Annotated in this window: 9 protein-coding genes; 1 reads left to right on the top strand and 8 read right to left on the bottom strand. The window is 33.4% G+C overall.

Annotated features, from left to right (window positions below; genetic code table 11):
- Positions 1-42: 42 nt before the first annotated feature.
- A complete protein-coding gene (locus LNP81_RS16825) occupies positions 43-246 on the top strand; it encodes a hypothetical protein (RefSeq protein ID WP_230037818.1) in 204 nt (67 codons plus the stop codon).
- Here the strand turns inward: LNP81_RS16825 and LNP81_RS16820 are convergent.
- From LNP81_RS16820 to LNP81_RS16785, 8 genes are all read right to left on the bottom strand, one after another.
- The gene (locus LNP81_RS16820; protein WP_230037811.1) at positions 207-983 is read right to left on the bottom strand and encodes a polysaccharide deacetylase family protein; all 777 of its coding nucleotides are present in this window, start codon (positions 981-983) and stop codon (positions 207-209) included. The two genes, LNP81_RS16825 and LNP81_RS16820, sit on opposite strands and share 40 nt — an antisense overlap.
- A 283-nt stretch (positions 984-1,266) precedes the next feature.
- Positions 1,267-4,083: a M16 family metallopeptidase gene (locus tag LNP81_RS16815; protein ID WP_230037809.1), complete on the bottom strand. Its 2,817-nt coding sequence runs from the start codon at positions 4,081-4,083 to the stop codon at positions 1,267-1,269.
- Positions 4,084-4,413: 330 nt separating this feature from the next.
- Positions 4,414-7,011 carry an alpha/beta hydrolase family protein gene (locus LNP81_RS16810; protein WP_230037807.1) on the bottom strand — a complete coding sequence of 866 codons (2,598 nt, stop codon included), beginning with the start codon at positions 7,009-7,011 and terminating at the stop codon, positions 4,414-4,416.
- 22 nt (positions 7,012-7,033) lie between these two features.
- Positions 7,034-9,001, bottom strand: coding sequence for a TlpA family protein disulfide reductase (locus LNP81_RS16805; protein ID WP_230037805.1), 1,968 nt, complete (start codon positions 8,999-9,001; stop codon positions 7,034-7,036).
- Between the two features lie 26 nt (positions 9,002-9,027).
- The gene (locus LNP81_RS16800) at positions 9,028-10,383 is read right to left on the bottom strand and encodes a RagB/SusD family nutrient uptake outer membrane protein (protein WP_230037803.1); all 1,356 of its coding nucleotides are present in this window, start codon (positions 10,381-10,383) and stop codon (positions 9,028-9,030) included.
- 17 nt (positions 10,384-10,400) lie between these two features.
- Positions 10,401-13,961, bottom strand: coding sequence for a SusC/RagA family TonB-linked outer membrane protein (locus LNP81_RS16795; protein ID WP_230037801.1), 3,561 nt, complete (start codon positions 13,959-13,961; stop codon positions 10,401-10,403).
- A 161-nt stretch (positions 13,962-14,122) separates the two neighbouring features.
- Positions 14,123-15,175: a FecR family protein gene (locus tag LNP81_RS16790; RefSeq protein ID WP_230037799.1), complete on the bottom strand. Its 1,053-nt coding sequence runs from the start codon at positions 15,173-15,175 to the stop codon at positions 14,123-14,125.
- A gap of 88 nt (positions 15,176-15,263) precedes the next feature.
- Positions 15,264-15,806 (bottom strand): RNA polymerase sigma factor, encoded by a 543-nt coding sequence (locus tag LNP81_RS16785; protein WP_230037797.1) that lies wholly within the window; start codon positions 15,804-15,806, stop codon positions 15,264-15,266.
- Positions 15,807-16,266 lie beyond the last annotated feature (460 nt).

The raw sequence follows: 16,266 nt of genomic DNA, 5'->3' as shown, positions 1-16,266 counted from the left end.
GTATCACATACATATAATTGACGGTATACAAATCGCTGCGGAATGAGCCAAATGAGTTTGCTTAGTTTTTCTTTTATTTCAGAGTTCAGTAAACTTCGTTTGCAACGAATTGCTTACTCATTTGCACTTTCAGGATCTGGTGCGGGATTAGTTCCTGAAAATAATGGTTTTATTATAGAAATTGAAAGGACAAACTATAGCAATTATTATTCAGGCAGTAAATCATCCAGATCAGATGTTTTATAAAACTTAAGGTCGTTAAGCTTCATGTATTTACAAATGAATTCTAAGGTTTCGATTTTTGTCTGATAGTTTTCGGTTACATTTTTTACGGGTTTGTGGCCGCATAAAAGCAAAATTTTATTGTGTTTTTTGGCATAATCTAACAATTCCAGAACATACGGAATACTAAAATGAATGTGACTGTTATCGATATCAAAAGCAAATACAATTTTTGAGTTGCGAAAAAAACTGTCTTGTTTCTCAGGAGCTTCACCTCCAAAAGCTCTTCCTCTTATAATTTTATAATCGTTAGATAAAGCTTTATCAAGAGCATCAGATCTTTCTCCGTACGGATACGCGAATGTCGTAACATTAAAACCTAACCTTTTCATAGAAATAATCATAGGATCTATTTCCTGCTTCATATAAGCATCGATTCCGTCTTGGTTAACAAATTTTACGGCATTGTAATGATGATAGCCATGAGCTGCAATTTCGTGTCCTTCTTTTTGCAGTTGAAGAAGTTTTTTAATCTGAGGTTTTCCAATAGAATCTATTCTGCAAACATTAAAAGTAGCTTTCCATCCGTATTTTTTCAAAGCCTGATCGGCCTCGTACCATTCGTCTACATAAGCATCATCAAAAGATAAAATTACACCTGCCTTGTACGGTTTTGATTCCGGTTTTTGTTTTTTGGTTTCGCAGGAAAAAAAGGTTAAAATCGCTAAAAAAAGTATTGCTTTAGTGTAGAATAGCTTCATATGATAATTGTAGTTAATGAATCGAAATTGCAATAAATAGCAATCTTGCCTTTCAAATATAAACATTTTTCAGTTATCGATTTGGTCTTCTAAATTAAAAGTCCGGTAATTAAAAAAGGCCTCATGAGACCTTTTTTAATTACCAGACTTTTTTATAAAATTCAAAAGAGCTGTCGGCAAACAGCTCTTTCTAGTCCTTAATAAAATACTTACTAATTCAAAAAAATTCTAAAAGACTATTAAAATTAGGGTAAAGAATTGCCGTTCTTAGATTAATAAAATACTATTTCTCTGTATTTTGATCTGTTTTAGGACGCATAACAACTTCTACTTTATCAGCATTTAGCACTACCTCGCCTGCGTATTTTTTAATGTCATTTATTGAGATACTTTTGATAAGCTTTTCATAATCAGCACTACTTACAAATTTATCATTGGTTTTTAACTGATCTACAATGATGTTCATCCAATAGGAGTTTGATTTAATATTTTGCTGATTGCTTTTTATCAAATCTTGTTTTATATCTGATAAATCTTTCTCTGAAACATTATTTTTTACAATATTGTCCAGTTCATCATATACAATTTGAAGCAGTTTGGTATCTTTTTCCGGGTTACAATCAAAGCTTACGCGAAGAGAAAAAACCGGAGAAGGATTTTTAGACAACGAACTCTGTGTCTGAACGCCATAGCTTCCGCCTTCGTCTTCTCTGATTTTATCTAAATATCGTTTATCTAATAATTGAGAAAGCATATACGCCATAATTTGATTTTTGTCTGAAAAAGCAACTTTTTTATTCTCCAGATGCACATAAATACTAGTTTTAGGAACACTCATTTCACGAATCAGTTTTTCTTTAGAAAATCCTTTTGCAGTTCCTGTTTTATGATCAATAAATTTTTCCTGAGTTTGATTTCCTGACAGATTTCCGAAGTATTTATTTATGACTTCAAGATCTTTTTCTGTAACATTTCCAACAAAAACAAAAGTAAAATCTGAAGCATTTGAGATACGTTCTTTGTATATTTTAGAAGCATCATCAAATTTTAATTCTTTAAGATTTTCTTTGTCTAAAAGAAAAGTACGCTCGCTGTGATTGCTGTCTAACAAAGCAATAGTGTCTCCAAATATTTTGCTGTTGTTGTCGTTTACATTTTCGAGTGCATTGCTATAATAATCGATAATTCGCTTATATGCCTGAGTTTCGAATCTTGGATTTTTAAAATACAAATAAGTCAGCTGTAACAGTGTTTCAAAATCTTTTTGTACGGCGCTTCCGCTGAAACCTTCGTAATGTTCACCAATAAACGGGCTTACTTTTACTGTTTTTCCGGAAAGCTGTTTTTGTAAATCGGTTACTTTAAAATCTGCTAATCCCGAATTTTTGGCTAAAACAGCGGCAATTTGTGATGATGGCAGCTCATTTTTTGAAAGTAATGAAACACCACCCGGACTAAAAGCAGAAAATAAAATCTGATCCTGCGATAAGGTCGTTGGATAAATAATAACTTTTGCACCATTTTCCAACACATAGCCTTTCGCCTCTTTTATTCCCTTAATTTCAAACTTTTTAGAAATTGGTTTAATTGTCAATTTATCTGTAACCAAATCAGCCTTAGCAATTGTTTCTGTATAAGGTTCTAATTTTTGTTCTTTTATCTTTTTAATGATCGTTGTATAATCAGTTTCTGACGGATATTTAACTCCTTCTTTTTCTGGCCCCGAAACGGTTAAAACTTGATTTTTTTCTGTTGGAAGCGCTCTAAAAACCTTATTTACCTGCTCAATATTTACTTTATCCAAAGCTTCTTTTACAAACGCTGTTTCGTCTTCTAAACTCATTACAGGAGAGGCTTCTAAAAAATAATTCTGTAATTGCGAAGCCCAGTTTTCATTGCTGATTTTGTCTTTATTTTTTAGCTGATTTTCATAACCATTGCGCATGTTTTCTTTTACGCGATCCAGTTCTTCTTTTGTAAAACCATTTTGAATTGCACGCTCATATTCTGTATAAGCCTGCTCAAAAGCTTCTAATAATTTTCCGTTTTTAGGATTTATTGATAAAGTAAAAAAAGAAGTTAATCGTGTTAAACCAGAATAGTTTAGACCTGCGCCTAATAGTGCCGTTTCATTGTTTACCGTGTATTCCCTAAAACGATTATTCATCATCTGCAAAGCCAGCTGTTCTGTTATGCTGTTTTCATACTCAGATATATCCTGAACCAGCGGTTTTTTCTTTTTAAAATTTAATGAAATAGAGGTTTTCTGAGCTTCTTTGTCGACTGCGAGTTTATACAATAATTGATCATTATCCGGAATGCTTTCATAAGTGCGTTCTGCAGGATTTGAAGGCATTGGAATCGTTCCCATTATTTTTTTTACCTGCTGTTCTATTTTTGCAGGATCAATATCTCCCACAATAATTACTGCCTGATGATTAGGTAAATACCACTTTTTGTAATAATCCCTTAATTGTTTGTATTTGAAATTTTGAATAAGATCCATGTCACCCAGAACATCTCTTTTTGCATATTTAGAGTTGTTGTAAATGACAGGTTCCAGCTGTGATCCAATTCTTAAATCGGCATTTCGTCTCGTACGCCATTCTTCATGAATTACGCCTCTTTCGGCATCAATTTCAGCATCTTTTAAAGATAAAAATCCTGACCAGTCGTGTAAAACGTATAAACAGGAATCCAATAAAACCTTATTTTTAACCGGCACATTACTAATGTTGTAAACAGTTTCGTCATGAGCCGTATAGGCATTAATATCGCGGCCAAAAGTAACACCTTCTTTGGCGAGCATATTGATGATTCCTTTTCCTTTAAAATGCTCTGTTCCGTTAAAAGCCATATGCTCAAGGAAGTGCGCTAATCCGTTTTGATTGTCGTCTTCTAAAATGGCTCCTACATTCTGAACAAAATAAAAATCAGCTCTGTCTTTTGGCCATTCGTTGTGCAAAACAAAATATTGCATTCCGTTGGGTAAAGTCCCGTGTACCACATCTTTTCGTAACGGAATTGTAGTTTTAAATTGCGCTGACATTTGGGTTAAACCCAAAAGTAGAAAGTGCGCGAGAAATATTTTTTTTTTCATTTTTGTTGCTATTGAATGTTCTTTTTGATTGATTTTTTTGTTTGAAAATGGTGTAAGCAGTTCCTGTTGTTGATTTAAAAATTCCTGTTGAAGTCTTCAAATAACAGTTTTTTTTAAACACATAGAAACATAGCTTATAGATACTTAACAAAAGGCGTTTCACTTACATTAATACACATAGCTATGTGTGAGAAACTAGTTTCTTTTGATATACTTTTTATTCATTTCTAAATGTAAATCTATGTTTCTATGTGTTTTAAAATTATGCGTAATCGAAACTTTGTCAAAGTTGAACACTTTGACAAAGTTGAAATTCTTCAATGATTTATATTACATCCAGTCTGGTTTTACTGCACCTTTTAGGTAGTAATCAAAATATTGCTGCATTTTGAGAGTCCAGTCTATTTTGTTTGCCGCATCTTCCAGCGTATGACCTTCCTTTTTGTAATTTACAAGCAAAGCAGGTTTTCCTAAACGACGAAGTGCAAAAAACAAAGATTGTCCTTCCTGATAAGGAACTGCGCGGTCGTTATCATTGTGAAAAATAAGTACAGGAGTTTTGATATTTTTAACCGAAAAAAGAGGTGAATTTTTGATATATCCTTCTAAATTATCGTATAAAGAACTGCTCATTCGGTATTGGTCTGCTTCGTACTTAAACATCGTCGAAATTCCGTTTGATCTCATAACCGGATAATTCGATGTGAAATTGCTTACTCCAGAACCTATAATCGCACAACTAAAAACATCTGATTTAGTAACTAAAAAAGAAGTTTCGTAACCGCCAAAACTATGTCCCTGAATACCAATTTTACCTTTTTCGGTAATTCCTTTTGAAATTAAATACTCAACACCACTTATTACATCGTTGTAAACACTGTTTCCAGGATCGCCATACGTATAATGAACGTCTGGCTGAAAAACGATATAACCTCTGCTTACATAAGATGGAATATTGATGTTTGAAGTACTCACTTCCGGCAGTTGATAAGCATTAAAATCCTCGGTATGTTTTTCATAAAAATGAACAATTACCGGATATGTTTTCTTGCTGTCGTAATTATCAGGAAGATAAAGATTTCCCTGATTTTCTTTTCCGCTAAAGCTTTTCCAGGTTAATACTTTTGAAGTTCCCCATGCATATTCTTTTTGCTGCGGATTTACATCGGTCATTTTTTGCTGAGATCCAAAACTAGCCGTTCCCCACCATAAATCCGGAAAAATGGTATAACTCTCTTTGCTAAATAAAACACTTGAATCATCTCCGGAAACAGTTTCAATTTTTACATTATAATCCTGATTTGCAAATACCTTTGTTATCGAATTGTTATTGGTTAATTTATACACTCCTTTAGATTTATGTACTACATCAAAACCTATAAAAGAAATTGATTTTCTATGATCTAAATCGCCAATAAAACCATTTTCGTTATAACGAAGTTCTATATTGTTTTTTCTTCCGTAACCCTGAGTTATAGAATAAGCCTTTTTCTGATTGGTAAGATCAACTGCCCACAAATCAAACTGATCATAGAGAACAACTGTATTTCCGTTGTTTAGCCAGCCTGCGATTCCATAAGCTGTATTGGCAGATGCCATGTCTACATTCTCATCAAAAACAGGGAAAGGAATTTGCGAACTTATGTTTTTAAACTGCATTGTGTCACTGTCAAAAACCATCCATGATTTTTGTTTTTCATCATATAAAACAGCAAAAGTTCCTTGTGGATTTGAGGACGGACTTCCAAAAACTCCTGTTAGTATTTTTGTAGATTTTCCTGTCGAAGCATCAATCCAGAATATATCGTTACGCTCATTAAAAGTCCAGTCTACTTCTACCGTATACGGCTTTTTATCGATGGCAAAAACACCTTTAAAATCACCCGATTCCGGGAATATTACCTGATCAAATTCGCCAGTTGAAGCTACTTTAATAACTTTATTGTTTTTGATATCATACAAAAACTTTGCTTCGCTGGGAAGTGTTTTTGAATTTCGCAGCATTTCCTGTCTGCGCTCCATACTTCCCTGATTGGATCTCCAGATTTCAATATTTGATTTGGCTATCTGAGTATTTCCCTGACGTTTATTAGAGTTCACTAATAATGGAATAAAATTGCTGTCTTCATTTAATCCGTAAGCCGTTTTTGAAATTGAAAAATCAGGATCGTTTAACGTAATGTCATCATAATTGAACAATACTTTTGTCGAATTAGTAATCAGATTAAAATAATACACCATGTTGAAATCGGTGCTGTTGGTACCTTTTAGAGTAAAAGTACCGCCGTTTTCTTTTACATTTAATTGAAAATCGCCAAAATCAGCTGCTTTTCCGCTGTAAACCGTTTGCTGTTTACCACCGGGAATTCCGTGTTTTAGATATACTTTGTCTTTTTCAATTTGCACATATACAATCGAGTTATTCTTTAAAAAACGAGACGATTTTATGTTGTTTAAAGAAATACTATCGTTGCTTTCTAAATTATAAAAAACCACGCTTTGGAGAAAAAAATCTCCCTTTGCAGCTTCCGGACGGGAATAATATAAAAAATCGGTTCCGTCAAGTACACTGGTGTAATGTTTGGTTTTCCAAAGTTTTTTTACCCCGGTTTTTAAATTCTGCAAAAGTGTACTGTCTTTTTTAACGTACTGAATCCAGTCTTTTTTGCCTATGAATTTTAAATCGCTGACATCATCAAATACAAGACGTTTTCCTTTTGGAGATTCCTGAATAATGATTTGCTTTTTGTTTTCTTTTTCTTCATCCTGAAGTACCGTGCTGTACGATAACCATTTACCATTATAGGATAAAGATTTGCTGTTAATTCTTTTCCAAGTTTGATAAGCAGATTCGTCGACAGCTTTTTTTTGTGCAGATAAACTGTGTATACTCAAACCGAGTATACACAGTAAAATTATTTTTTTCATAACTCTGTAAGGTTTTGAAAGTCTATTTTTCATTCTTTAAAGCATTAATAACTGCGGTAAGTTCATCTACAAGCTGACCCGGATTTCCTGAATATCCTTCGGATGTAAAACGAATCTGGCCGTTTTTGATTACTACTTTTCTCGGAATCCCGCTTGATTTAAAGATAGCTGCGTATTTAGAAAATGATTCGTTATTGGTTCCGCCTCCTTTTTTCATTAGATCAAAATATGTATCCAGTTTTAATCCTTTTTCTTTCAGGTAAGCCAATGCTTCTTTTTTATATCCTTCTTTATTTTCCTGTGTACTGATAAAATAAACTTCAACTTGTTTGTCTTCTTTAAAGTTCGTTACCAATTGCTGCATAGCTGGAAACGCTTTTTTACAAGGTCCGCACCAGGTTGCCCAAAAATCGATTACGATAATTTTTCCGCTGTTCAGATCCAGTTGTTTTGCTTTTCCGTCTGCACTCTGCACTTTAATCGCCGGAGCAGGAACAGGATTCATCAGGGCAATTTTTTCTTCTGAGCTATTTTCTTTCTTAAGCTTTTCGAGATAAGCAGGAAAATCAGTTTCTTTTTTTCCTTCTTTTACATAAGCTTCTTTCAATTTTACCGTTGCTGTTTCTGATAAAGCATTTGCTCTTGCAGCATTCTTCAACACTTCGATAATTGGCTTGTTTAGGGCTTCTAATGCATTTATGTGAATATCATTAACACTTGCTTTTTCGTAACGTTTTTTAAATGGCAGCAGCTCAAAAGTTTCTAATACTTCCTTGTGCTTTTTCAAAATATCGTACATACGAATCTGGATTACTAACTGATCGTTCAATCGGTTTTCTGCATTTTCGTTTGCCTGATTGGGCGACCAGTAAATTCCCTGCATATAGGAGAAGTCGTTTACTTTTTGCTGCATTAATTTAATCATTGGCACTGCCATAGTTTCTATAACTTGTGGTTCAACAGATTTAATATACAAAGCTTTAGAAATATTCTGATGGTATGCATCATTCAAATTAGCAAAATTCATGTTTGGAATTAAAGCCAATATACTTTTGTAATCTTTGCTTTCAAAATAATATCCAAACTGCATTTTTACAATGTTATCATAGAAATACTTTTGAGAATCCGGTACATCTGTCGTGTACGGAAAATCAGCCAAAAATTGAGTGATCACTTTGTTTCTTTCTGCAGTATCTGCAATTGGCATAATTTTTTGATAGGCTTTAAAACGCATAAAAGCACCTTTTGGAAACTGTTTTTGAATAACCGTTTCAAGAGAATCTGCTTTTACATTATCTTTTAATTCAAACTTATATAAATTCTGCACTTTTAAGAAAACTTCTTCGGGCTGACCGTTCATTTTCTTTACAAAATCTCCTAAAAAACGATGTCCTAATTCATCAAATTTCTCTGGTTTCTGAACCTTTAATACTTTAATATAAGTATCAATAAATTTTGGAAAATTGTTGCCATGATCTGCTACTTCTTTTTTCAACCAATATTCAGTTGCATCTCCGTTTATCGTAAAATCTTTAAAATAACCGCCAAATTGCGAATTGAAATCTTTGTTTCTAAAAGTTGCCCAAGCCAAATCTGCTCCGGGCATTTTTACTTTTGGCTCTTTAAAAACAACCAAAAGATAACCTGTGTCTTGTCCGGTATCTGTGACTACACCATTATCCGTATTACCGTAAAATTTGAAAGCCATAAAACCACAGTTTTTAGGAACGGTGTATTCTACATTCCAGACAGCGCCGTTTTTCTTCATTTTAAGATCTTCGATTTCCCATGTGTAATCGTTAAAAACATAGGCATAACCGTTGATTTCCTTGATATTTTCTAAAGGTCCGCCTTTTGCATCATAGGTCATATTCATCGTTAATCCCGGAATTGGCACATCTACCATTCCGGTTAATCTTGACTTAGTTTCCTGACTTGTTGCGTGTATGGTAAAGGCACATATAGCCAATACCAAAAATTTGATATTCATTATTTTTTTTAACATTGTAGTTGTGTTTATTGCCCTAATTCTGGGTTAAAATCAATATAATTTTGATGGATTGGGAATACATATCCAGCACTGTTAGGTGTTAGCGTAAAGTTTTCGTTTTTGAAAACCCTTGTATATGTTTTTTGTAAATTTGGATCTAAGTTTAAACGACGTTGATCAAACCAGCGAAATCCTCTACCAATGAATTCTTTTTGTCTTTCTGTCAAAACAAGATTTAAAGCTTCTGCATTTGTAGTCGCGTTTACCTGGTAAACAGAACCTGTTTTGTATCGTTTAGCTCTTAAAATATTTAAATAATCAACGGCTTTTTGCGGCTGCCCTAATCTGGCATAACATTCTGCTGCAGTTAAATACATTTCAGGAACAGAAACTCCAATGTTGATTCCGTTTGTAGGGCTATAAGTAGCAATTCCAAAAGCTCTGCCTGTATGCGATGGATTAAAAACATTACCCAGAATTGTATAATAATTGTAACGTAAATCATCACTACTGAAACTGTTTAATAAATCTTGTGCCAATGGTGCACCATTATAACCATTAAGCAATGTCTTAGAAAAAATGATTTCAGGATTACTAACTAATACAGGATAGCTGTAAGCTGTAGCAAAAGTGTTTAAATCAATCAATTCTTTTTGCATGCTTAATGCTTTTTCTGCATTATCCAAACTCAACTGATACTGTCCCATATACAAATAAGTTCTGGCTAAAATGCCATAAACGGCTTTCTTTGACGGAAGCACATTAAAATCCGGCGTGTCAACAAGATCGTTGGCCAGAGCACTTTGCAAATCAGAAAGAATTTGTTTGTAAATAACATCAACAGAACTTCTTTCTAATGAAGAGAATAATTCTGGTGTAAGTAAAAGCGGTACCGATTTTTCAGCATTTGAGGTAGTGGGATCAAATTGCGGCCCATAAATATTTACCAGCTGTAAATAAGCAAAAGCTCTATGAACAAAGGCTTCAGCATAAATTTGTTTTTTCTCTGCTTCGGTTCCTTTCTCACTTTTCATTACACCTTTAATAATGGCATTATTGTAATAAATAGTCTGGTATAGATTAATCCAGTCCGAGTCTCCTTGAGATTCATCAAAAATTCTGGATTTCCAGGTATAACTGTTGGCCCATATTGTTGACACACGAGCTTGAAAAGCCGTCGGAAATTCTACATCGGCATCTGCCAGGAGGTACATTCCTCCAGAAGCGCTATATGTATTATAAGCATTTGCCAATGCTCTGTAATCAGAGGTATATTTTAAAATTCTATTGTTACCTACAGGTTCAACTTCAACATAATCTCTGCAGGAATTAAGCAGCAATAATGGTAGAATAATATATAGTGTGATTTTTAAAAATTTCATAATAAGTTCTTTTTTGATTAAAAGCTGCAATTAAATTGTAATGTATAAGTACGCTGTGGTGCAAGAGTATTATAATTATTATTAGAAAGATATTGCGGATCTATTCCTCTATCATTTCTTACCCATAATAACCCGAGATTTCTTGCTGCAAAATTGAAACTTAATGCTTTGAAAAAGGTTTTTTGTAACCATTCATTTGGTACCGTGTAACCTAATGAAATCTGCTGTAAACGAATATTATCGGCTGATAAAACGTTTATATCAGCATTTTGAAAACGATTTAAGCTATTGTAGCTGATGTTTGCCAACCCAGGAACATTGGTAAAATTTTCGTCTCCCGGTTGTCTCCAGCGATCTGCAATAATTTTATCTTTAGCCACTGCACCATATTGTGCACCGCTGTAAGTAGGATAATTTTGCATTTGCTGATCTCTGAAGACAGCTCCCATAAAATAGGTAATCTGAACTCCTAAACTGAAATTTTTAAAGGAGAAATCGTTCATAAATCCGCCGAAATAAGGAGCAACCGTAGTTCCCATATATTTTAGGTCGTCTTTGTTTATGGTATTAATTCCTTTAGAAGAATCGATTATACTGCCATCTTTAGCATAAATTGTAGATTGTCCGTTTGCATCTAATCCTGCCCATCTGTAAGCATACAAATAACTTACGTTCATGCCAACAAGTGGTGAGCTCCCAAAGAGCTGATTTGCAGCTACTGCCTTAAATCTGGAATCGGTAACTTCATTATTTGTGTAAGCAATATTAAAAGTACTATTCCACTTAAATTTTCCATTGAAAATTGTACCGCTTAATCCTAAGTCTACACCATTTCCATCGAGGGTTCCTGCATTGTATTTTAAAAATGCCCAGCCATAAGTTGGATTAAAAGGAAGACTAGTTATAATGTCGTCTGTTTTTTTATAGTAAACATCTATATTACCGCGAAGTCTGTTGTCGAAAAGCCCGTAATCTAAACCAACATTAAAAGTAGCAGTAGTTTCCCATTTGATATATGGATTTTCTGGTAGTGATATAGTTGCGGTAGGCAGTTGCGTATAAAAATCGATACCTCCTAAACCAATAATAGCATTTTGACTTCCGTAACCTCCTGCCGGTGCACTTCCCGCTACACCATAAGTTACACGAGTTGATAAGTTACTTAACCAGCTTACATCTTTTAAGAAATTTTCTTTATTAATATCCCATCTTACTCCAACTGACCACAATGGCAACGCTCTGTTTTTTCTGGAAGCTCCAAGCAGGTTATAATCATCGAAACGAAGACTTCCTGACAAATGATATCTGTTTTTGAAATCATAAGAACCCAATGCATAGTAAGACAAATAACGGTCTCTGTATTTACTGATACTATTATCAAAATTCCCTATGTAAGTTGTCCAGTCGTAAACTGTAGTATAATATTGAGTTGGATTTACAGAAACGTTTGAATTGGTATCAGTATCATAACCATATCTTGTTTGTGAAGTACCTTCTCTGCGTTCTTCTCTAACTTCGGCACCAGCCAAAAAATTTAAATTATTATTTTCGTCAAACGACTTGTTTATGTTCATTTGAAAACGCATACTCTGCGATTCATTTTTTTGATTTGAATCGCTTAAATTCGCACCAACAGGAATTCCATGAACCAATTTGCCGTTTGAAATAGAAGTGGCTTCGTTAATCATGTTTCTAACATAATAGCTTTCTAATTCGTTAAGCGTTCTGGTTTTGCTAAGGATAGAGGTATACATTCCCGAAGCTTCAACGTTTAACCAAGGCGTAATTGTTGCCACTAATCTTGCATTTAATCTTAGATTTTCGCCATTTGTTCTAACATTCGAATAATCGAGTTGATCTATAAAATTATAAGTCCATGGAAGATACCCCTTATTATCAAATCCTTGTATAACTTCTGGTCTGAATTTAATGTAATAATCAAGACTGTTTCCGTTTTCATCTGTCAGCATATCATATGGTCTTAATGCAGAAGTAGAAACATTTGACAGTGCTTCGTTTGCAGTTACATTGGTTTGATATTTTGATGATAAATAATTAATTCCAGTTTCAAATCTTAAAAAACTCTTTAATTTGAATGAATTGTTTAATGTTACATTCATCGATTTAGAGTTATTTGCCTTCATCGCAGCATCATCTGTGTTGTAGCCTAACCCTAAATAATACGTGCTTTTATCATTTCCTCCGGAAACAGAAAAATCATATTGTTTTGTAAGTGAATTTTGTAGCAAATATTTATTAATCTGACCTAAATTACCTCTTTGAGATAGTGAATTCAGCATTTGATCTCTTTCTGCAACAGATATTTGTCCTCTTTTTTCTCTAAACATAATTTCCTGAGCCGCACTAGGATTTGCTGCCTGCCAGTTAGATATATTATCAATAACAAATCCGCCATTTACAAGATCTTTTTCATAATCTACGTATTGTGCCGTATTCATTACTCTTAATTTAGATAAATCTATTTTTTCTCCAAACGTAGTTGCTGTGCTGAAACTAACAGTAGGTTCATCTGATTTCTTGCCCTTTTTGGTTGTTACCACAATTACTCCGTTTGCTGCTCTTGAACCCCAGATAGAAGCTGCAGCCGCGTCTTTAAGAACAGTGATGGTTTCGATATCATCAGGATTTAAGAAACTTAATATAGATGCTCCGGGCACTCCTCTTCTGCTAAAAGCAAAATCATCTACAGACTGTGGAAAACCATCAATAACAACAAGCGGTTTAGAGTTGCTGCTGTAACTGGTTGTTCCCCGAATACTTATGTTCCCCGTTCTTGGATCAACCATAACTCCAGCGATTTTTCCTTCTAAGCGGGAATTAATATCTACTGTAGGAACTTTAGCAATTTCTTTTGCGCTCATCACTTCAATTGCTCCTGTAATTCTTTCTTTAGGAATATCGGTATATCCGTTTGTAGCCACAACCTCTACTCCTGTCAATTCCATTACATCTTGCGTTAAGACTGCTTTTATAAATTTTTGATTTTTTATGGCAATTATTCTCGATTCGTAACCCAAATAGTCTAAACGAATCGAGTCTGTTGCAGTTACACGAATTCTAAAATCACCTTTTTCGCGAGTAATATCCCAGTTGCTTTTATTACTTACTAATAAAACGTTTACTCCCACTAATGGATTTCCGTTTTTATCGGTAACAATTCCGGTAAGGTCATATTGTTCTTGCTGTACTTGTTTAGTTTTCTTAATAACAATTTGTTTGTCTATAATGGTATAGGTTAAACCTGTATTAGACAAAGCAGTATTTAGAATTTGCTCAACAGTTCCGTATTGATTTAAATTTATCTTTTTGGTAGACGACATCAAATCATCATTGTAAAAAAACACATAGTCACTCTTTTGCTGAATGGTGCTAAAAAGCGTTTGTAGTGAAGCGCCCTGTACTTTTACAGAGATTTCATTTTGCGCTTTCGCAACATTTGCGTAGATACTGGTTAATCCTAAGTAGAGAACTAAAATGAATACTCTCATAAATAAAATAAAAGTAAGATTGATGATTTTTTTAGGCAATAGAAAGCCTATATCATGATTTTTATTCATAATTTTGTTTTAGTTTATCGATAATTGCATTTGCAATTAAAATTTTACATAAGCCAAGAGATGTTAGAGCATCTTTTGGTTTTTTTTTGGTTAGTTTTTACTAGTTTATTTTGTCATGTTTTCATTTCCTCATAGGCAATTCTTAGTTTATAATTATTTATTTAGTTAATAGTAATTTTTCTGGTCGCTGCATCATAAACAAATTCAAAACCAGTTGTTGCTTCAAGTGTTTTTACGACTTTATCTAAATCATCATTCAGGGTAAAAGCTCCTGAATACGTTTCATTTTGGTTCGTCGTTTTATTCATCACAAAAGTGACATTGTAATATCTCGTAAGCTTTTCTAAAACCAATGGTAATTTTTGTTTAGAAAATTCATAATATCCTTTTCTCCAGGAGAATATTGTGCTCACATCTTCTGTAGTCGTTTGTATCGTCTGGTGTTTTTTGTCCAGTGCTGCAATCATTCCCGGTTTAAGATCTGTTTGAATAGTATCTCCGCCAAAAAAGCCTTTTTTAGCATACGCTACACGTACTTTTCCGCGTAATAAAGCTGTAGAAACTTTAGCATCTCCTGCATAAGAACTCACATTAAATAAAGTTCCTAACACGCGAACGCTATAATTATTAGCTGCCCTCACAAAAAACGGTTTTGCTGTATTATGCGCCACATCAAAAATCCCTTCGCCTTCAAGAAATACTTCTCTGTTTTTTGTGTTAAAAGCTGTTGGATAAATTAATTTTGATCCTGAGTTTAACCAAACCAAAGTTCCATCGGCTAAACTAAGATGTGCTCTTTTTCCGTACGGAACCAAAACGGTATTAAATTGTGGTTCGAGCGAATTTTTTTGAGCAAATTGTTTATTGTCTACACTTATTTTACTTCCAGATGAATTATAGGCAATTGTACTGCTATCTGCAATATTGATCGTTTCTTGTCCTGCCAGCACTAATCTAACGTTACCGCTTTTCTCTACAACTGTTTCACCTGTATTTTCTTTTGCAAACTGCTCAATTGGGCTAATTGTTTTTTCTTCTTGTTTAAAGACAACCGTAATTCCTAAACAAAGGCAGAATATAGCAGCAACACTCCACGAAAGTGTGCGAAGCCTTTTTTTTCTGGCACGCTGCTTTTCATAAGCGATACTATTTTCAATTCTAGCCTTTAAATCTGATTTGGCTTCTTTTGATAAAATTTTGAAATTTGGGTACAAAATATTTTTCTTTTTAGATTCTCTATTTACTAAGAGAAACAAAAAGCAAAAACATAGACAAAAAATTTAATCTTTTTTTAAAGTTTTATTAAAGTTTCTTCCTCAATTCCTTCAAAGCCCTGTAAATTAAGGTTCTGCAGGATTCCAGACTAATTTCTAAAGTAGAAGAAATTTCTTCATAAGATTGATCTTCACTAAATCGAAGTTGCAAAGCATGACGTTGTTTTGCCGTTAGTGAAGTAATGGCCAAAGCTAAATTGGCGTGTTTTGTAAAAATGGTTTCGTTGTAAATAAGTTCTTCTTCAGTTGAATCTGTTTTATAAATACTATCTGAAACAGCATCAAGCCGAACTACTTTACTTTGAGATTTTAATTTTTTGAAAATATTATTCTGAACAGATCTGAATAGATAGGATTTAATGATTACATCCTCTGAAAGCGTTTTACGATAACGGTGCAATTCTACAAAAATATCATGGATGGCATCTTGTACCAAAGCTTCATCATTGGTATACTGCATTCCGAAACTAAAAAGTAAATCTGCATAGCTATCATACAATTTATGATAAGCATGTGCATCTCCTTTTTTAATTTGTTTCCACAGGTTGATATCACTTTCTTTATTTTCCATTTTCAAAACAAACCCGCTACAAAAGCCGTTTCATGCAAATCTAAATAATTTCCACATCTATCAATTTATTTTTAAAAATTATTTCAATCTTTACCTCTATTTGCAGAATATCAAAAAACAAGGCTATATTTTAACATTTTTATCAATAATATGTGATTTATTTTTGAATTCTGCCATTTTTACAAACAATCCTTTTTCTAAAAATTAAAGCTTGAAATATTCGTGATTTTTTTTGTAATACTTGCCTATCAAAAAAAATCTACAAATCGCCAGACATTTATTTATCTCACTTATTTTTGATTTTTTGAATGTAAAATGAACTGATTTTAATTGTTAAGAAACCTCGTCTTTTTAGACTAAAATTTTACGTAGTTGTTGTTTTATTAACCCAACAAATAAGCACGCACTTTTATCTTCACTGATTTTTTGCAGGAGATTCTACTTTTTACTTACTTTTATA

Source organism: Flavobacterium piscisymbiosum, from assembly GCF_020905295.1.
Taxonomy (GTDB): domain Bacteria; phylum Bacteroidota; class Bacteroidia; order Flavobacteriales; family Flavobacteriaceae; genus Flavobacterium; species Flavobacterium piscisymbiosum.
The sequence above is the reverse complement of the archived record's forward strand: the minus strand, read 5'-3'. Positions and strand labels throughout refer to the sequence as shown.

What these genes read in the sequence shown, in the direction of transcription:
- LNP81_RS16825 (WP_230037818.1), top strand. Translation starts at nt 43, where the DNA reads ATGAGCCAAATGAGTTTGCTTAGTTTTTCTTTTATTTCAGAGTTCAGT.
- LNP81_RS16820 (WP_230037811.1), bottom strand. Translation starts at nt 983, where the DNA reads ATGAAGCTATTCTACACTAAAGCAATACTTTTTTTAGCGATTTTAACC.
- LNP81_RS16815 (WP_230037809.1), bottom strand. Translation starts at nt 4,083, where the DNA reads ATGAAAAAAAAAATATTTCTCGCGCACTTTCTACTTTTGGGTTTAACC.
- LNP81_RS16810 (WP_230037807.1), bottom strand. Translation starts at nt 7,011, where the DNA reads ATGAAAAAAATAATTTTACTGTGTATACTCGGTTTGAGTATACACAGT.
- LNP81_RS16805 (WP_230037805.1), bottom strand. Translation starts at nt 9,001, where the DNA reads ATGAATATCAAATTTTTGGTATTGGCTATATGTGCCTTTACCATACAC.
- LNP81_RS16800 (WP_230037803.1), bottom strand. Translation starts at nt 10,383, where the DNA reads ATGAAATTTTTAAAAATCACACTATATATTATTCTACCATTATTGCTG.
- LNP81_RS16795 (WP_230037801.1), bottom strand. Translation starts at nt 13,961, where the DNA reads ATGAATAAAAATCATGATATAGGCTTTCTATTGCCTAAAAAAATCATC.
- LNP81_RS16785 (WP_230037797.1), bottom strand. Translation starts at nt 15,806, where the DNA reads ATGGAAAATAAAGAAAGTGATATCAACCTGTGGAAACAAATTAAAAAA.